Here is a 3,624-nt window from a genome sequence, read left to right on the forward strand (position 1 = left end):
GATTGAAACGGGTTTTACTGGATCTGCCCGTGGCAATGCTTGAATTTCTTGCCCGAACCGCAGTAGCACAGTTCGTTGCGGCCCAGCTTCTGCTCATTGCGAACCGGGGCGGTGGCGAGGGCTACATCGACCTCTTCACCAAGTATTTCCGGTTGCTCCAGACCAGGGGCCTCGGCGTGTTCGAACTGCATGCGGGCGGCCAGTGCTTCGGCTTCCTGACGCAGACGTTGCTCCTCGGCTTCCGGATCTTCGCGGCGTACCTGAACGTGCGACAGCACACGGATCGAGTCGCGTTTGATCGAATCGAGCAGCTCGGAGAACAGCGTGAACGACTCGCGCTTGTATTCCTGCTTCGGGTTTTTCTGGGCGTAGCCACGCAGGTGGATACCGTGACGCAGGTGATCCATGGTCGACAGGTGGTCTTTCCACAGGTCGTCCAGTACGCGCAGCACGATTTGCTTCTCGAACGAGCGCAGTGCTTCGGCACCGGCCTGGTCTTCTTTCTCGTTGTACGCCGCCATCAGCTCGGTCATGAGCTTCTCGCGCAGGGTTTCTTCGTACAGGTGATCGTCTTCGTCGAGCCATTGCTGGATCGGCAGTGTCACGCCGAAATCGCTGGCAATCGACGCTTCCAGACCGGCCACGTCCCACTGCTCTGGCAGCGATTGCGGTGGAATGTGAGCGCTGACGGTGGCGTTGAGCACGTCCTGACGGAAATCGGCGATGGTTTCACCAATGTTGTCGGCGGCCAGCAACGTGTTACGCATGTGATAAATCACTTTACGCTGTTCGTTGTTGACGTCGTCGAACTCAAGCAGTTGCTTGCGGATGTCGAAGTTACGGCCTTCAACCTTGCGCTGCGCCTTCTCGATCGCGTTGGTCACCATGCGGTGCTCGATCGCTTCGCCCGGCTGCATGCCCAAGGCTTTCATGAAGTTCTTCACCCGGTCAGAGGCGAAAATGCGCATCAGGCTGTCTTCCAGCGACAGGTAGAAGCGGCTGGAACCGGCGTCACCCTGACGGCCGGCACGGCCACGCAGCTGGTTGTCGATACGACGGGATTCGTGGCGCTCGGAAGCAATCACCTGCAGACCGCCGGACTCCAGCACTTGCTGGTGACGCTTCTGCCAGTCGGCCTTGATCTGGGCAATCTGCTCAGGGGTCGGGTTTTCCAGGGACGCGACTTCAACTTCCCAGTTACCGCCCAACAGGATGTCGGTACCACGACCGGCCATGTTGGTGGCGATGGTCAGGGCGCCCGGACGACCGGCCTGCGCGATGATCTCGGCTTCTTTTTCGTGGAACTTGGCGTTCAGAACCTTGTGTTCGATGCCTTCCTTCACGAGCAATGCGGACATGTGCTCGGAGGTTTCGATGGTGGCAGTACCCACCAGCACCGGACGCCCGGCAGCCATGCTTTCCTTGATGTCCGCAACAATGGCCGCGTACTTCTCTTCGGCGGTCAGGAACACCAGGTCGTTGAAGTCTTTACGCGCCAACGGTTTGTTCGGCGGAATGACCATGACTTCCAGACCATAGATCTGGTGGAACTCGAACGCTTCGGTGTCAGCGGTACCGGTCATGCCGGACAGCTTGGTGTACAGACGGAAGTAGTTCTGGAACGTGGTCGAGGCCAGGGTCTGGCTCTCGGCCTGGATGTTCAGGCCTTCCTTGGCTTCGATGGCCTGGTGCAGGCCTTCGGACAAACGACGACCCGGCATGGTACGACCGGTGTGTTCGTCGACCAGTACGACCTGACCGTCCTGCACGATGTATTCGATGTTGCGATTGAACAGCTTGTGCGCACGCAGACCGGCATACACGTGGGTCAGCAGGCCCAGGTTGTGTGCCGAGTACAGGCTCTCGCCTTCAGCCAGCAGGCCGACGCGGGTGAGCATGTCTTCGATGAACTGGTGACCGGCTTCGTTGAGTTCGACCTGACGGGTCTTCTCGTCAACGGTGTAGTGGCCAGCCTTGGTGACTTCGCCTTCGACTTCTTCAACGTGGAGTTCCAGCTGCGGGATCAGTTTATTGATCTCCATGTACAGCTTGGAGCTGTCCTCGGCCTGACCGGAAATGATCAGCGGGGTACGCGCTTCGTCGATAAGGATGGAGTCGACTTCGTCGATCACGGCAAAGTTGAGTTCGCGCTGGAATTTTTCTTCCATGCTGAACGCCATGTTGTCGCGCAGGTAGTCGAAACCGAATTCGTTGTTGGTGCCGTAGGTGATGTCGGCGGCGTACGCCTGACGTTTCTCTTCCGGCGGCTGGAACGGCGTCACGACGCCGACGGTCAGGCCGAGGAATTCATACAGCGGACGCATCCAGTTGGCGTCACGGCGGGCCAGGTAGTCGTTCACCGTCACAACGTGTACGCCCTTGCCGGACAGTGCGTTGAGGTAAACACCCAGGGTCGCAACGAGGGTTTTACCCTCACCGGTGCGCATTTCGGCGATCTTGCCTTCGTGCAAGGTCATGCCACCGACGAGCTGTACGTCGAAGTGGCGCATACCCATGATGCGCTTGCCGGCTTCGCGGGCGACCGCAAAGGCTTCTGGCAACAGCTTGTCGAGGGTTTCCCCTTTGGCGATGCGGGCCTTGAACTCAGCGGTCTTGGCGCGCAATTGATCGTCCGAAAGGGCCACCATTTGCTCTTCGAAGGCATTGACGAGCTGCACCGTCTTGAGCATGCGTTTGACTTCACGCTCGTTCTTGCTTCCAAAAAGTTTCTTTAACAAAGGCGCAAACATATCGGCAGGATCTTCCACACTAAAGGGATGGAGGGCGGCCCCGTGAGCGTCGCCCGTGCAGCCCTCATGGCCGCATGCGAACGAGCATTCTACCCGGAAACGGAAGTGAGGAAAGTGGCGATGTTCCACGATGCTGGCACTGCGCTTTGACGGGGCTCACTTAAAATAGGGGCTTTTTGCTCAACTTCAAGTCATACAAGGCAGAAGTTAGTCGTTGATTTAATGGGTAAAGCGGGGGCAAAAGCAATGGGCGAGTGACTTCGGCCTTTCTGCTACCATGGCGTTTCTGTTACTTCAGGTGTTCGATCATGGCATTCCGCCCTCTTACGGCCAGAGCACCCGCCGTTCTCCTGCGCGAAGCCAAGCCGCTCAAAGCCATCCTCGGCCATGCCCAGCGACTGGGGCATTTGCAGCGCCTGCTCGAAAGCCAACTGCAACCCGCCGCCCGTGAACATTGCCATGTAGCGTCGTGGCGTGAAGGCAGTCTGTTGCTGATTGTCACCGATGGGCACTGGGCCACACGCCTGCGTTACCAGCAAAAACGCTTGCAGCGGCAGTTGCAGATGTTCGACGAGTTCGCCAGTTTGACGCGGATTCTGTTCAAGGTGCAGCCGCCGACCGTTCAACGCGGGGCGACCGGGCATACGATGGATTTGTCGACGGATGCGGCAGCGACGATTCAGGCCACGGCAGACGGAATCACTGATCCGGGTCTGCGCGCGGCGCTGGAGCGTTTGGCGGCGCACGCCAAGGCCAAAACCTGAGCGCTATCCGAACGTGAATAATTATTTAATGTGGGAGCGAGCCTGCTCGCGAAGAGGTTGTGTCAGATAACATTAAAGTTGAATGACACACCGCTTTCGCGAGCAGGCTC

General features: G+C 58.4%; 2 protein-coding genes. One reads left to right on the forward strand and one right to left on the reverse strand.

The annotated features are described in order from the left end of the window. Positions 1-14: 14 nt before the first annotated feature. A complete protein-coding gene (secA, locus tag M9827_RS24220; RefSeq protein ID WP_250607552.1) occupies positions 15-2,750 on the reverse strand; it encodes a preprotein translocase subunit SecA in 2,736 nt (911 codons plus the stop codon). 308 nt (positions 2,751-3,058) lie between these two features. On the opposite strand from secA, the gene M9827_RS24225 reads away from it, so the two are divergent. Continuing rightward, positions 3,059-3,514, forward strand: coding sequence for a DUF721 domain-containing protein (locus tag M9827_RS24225; protein WP_221730673.1), 456 nt, complete (start codon positions 3,059-3,061; stop codon positions 3,512-3,514). The last annotated feature ends 110 nt before the right edge of the window (positions 3,515-3,624 follow it).

The organism is Pseudomonas sp. AKS31 (assembly GCF_023634765.1).
Taxonomy (GTDB): Bacteria; Pseudomonadota; Gammaproteobacteria; order Pseudomonadales; family Pseudomonadaceae; genus Aquipseudomonas.

What these genes read in the sequence shown, in the direction of transcription:
- secA (WP_250607552.1), bottom strand. Translation starts at nt 2,750, where the DNA reads ATGTTTGCGCCTTTGTTAAAGAAACTTTTTGGAAGCAAGAACGAGCGT.
- M9827_RS24225 (WP_221730673.1), top strand. Translation starts at nt 3,059, where the DNA reads ATGGCATTCCGCCCTCTTACGGCCAGAGCACCCGCCGTTCTCCTGCGC.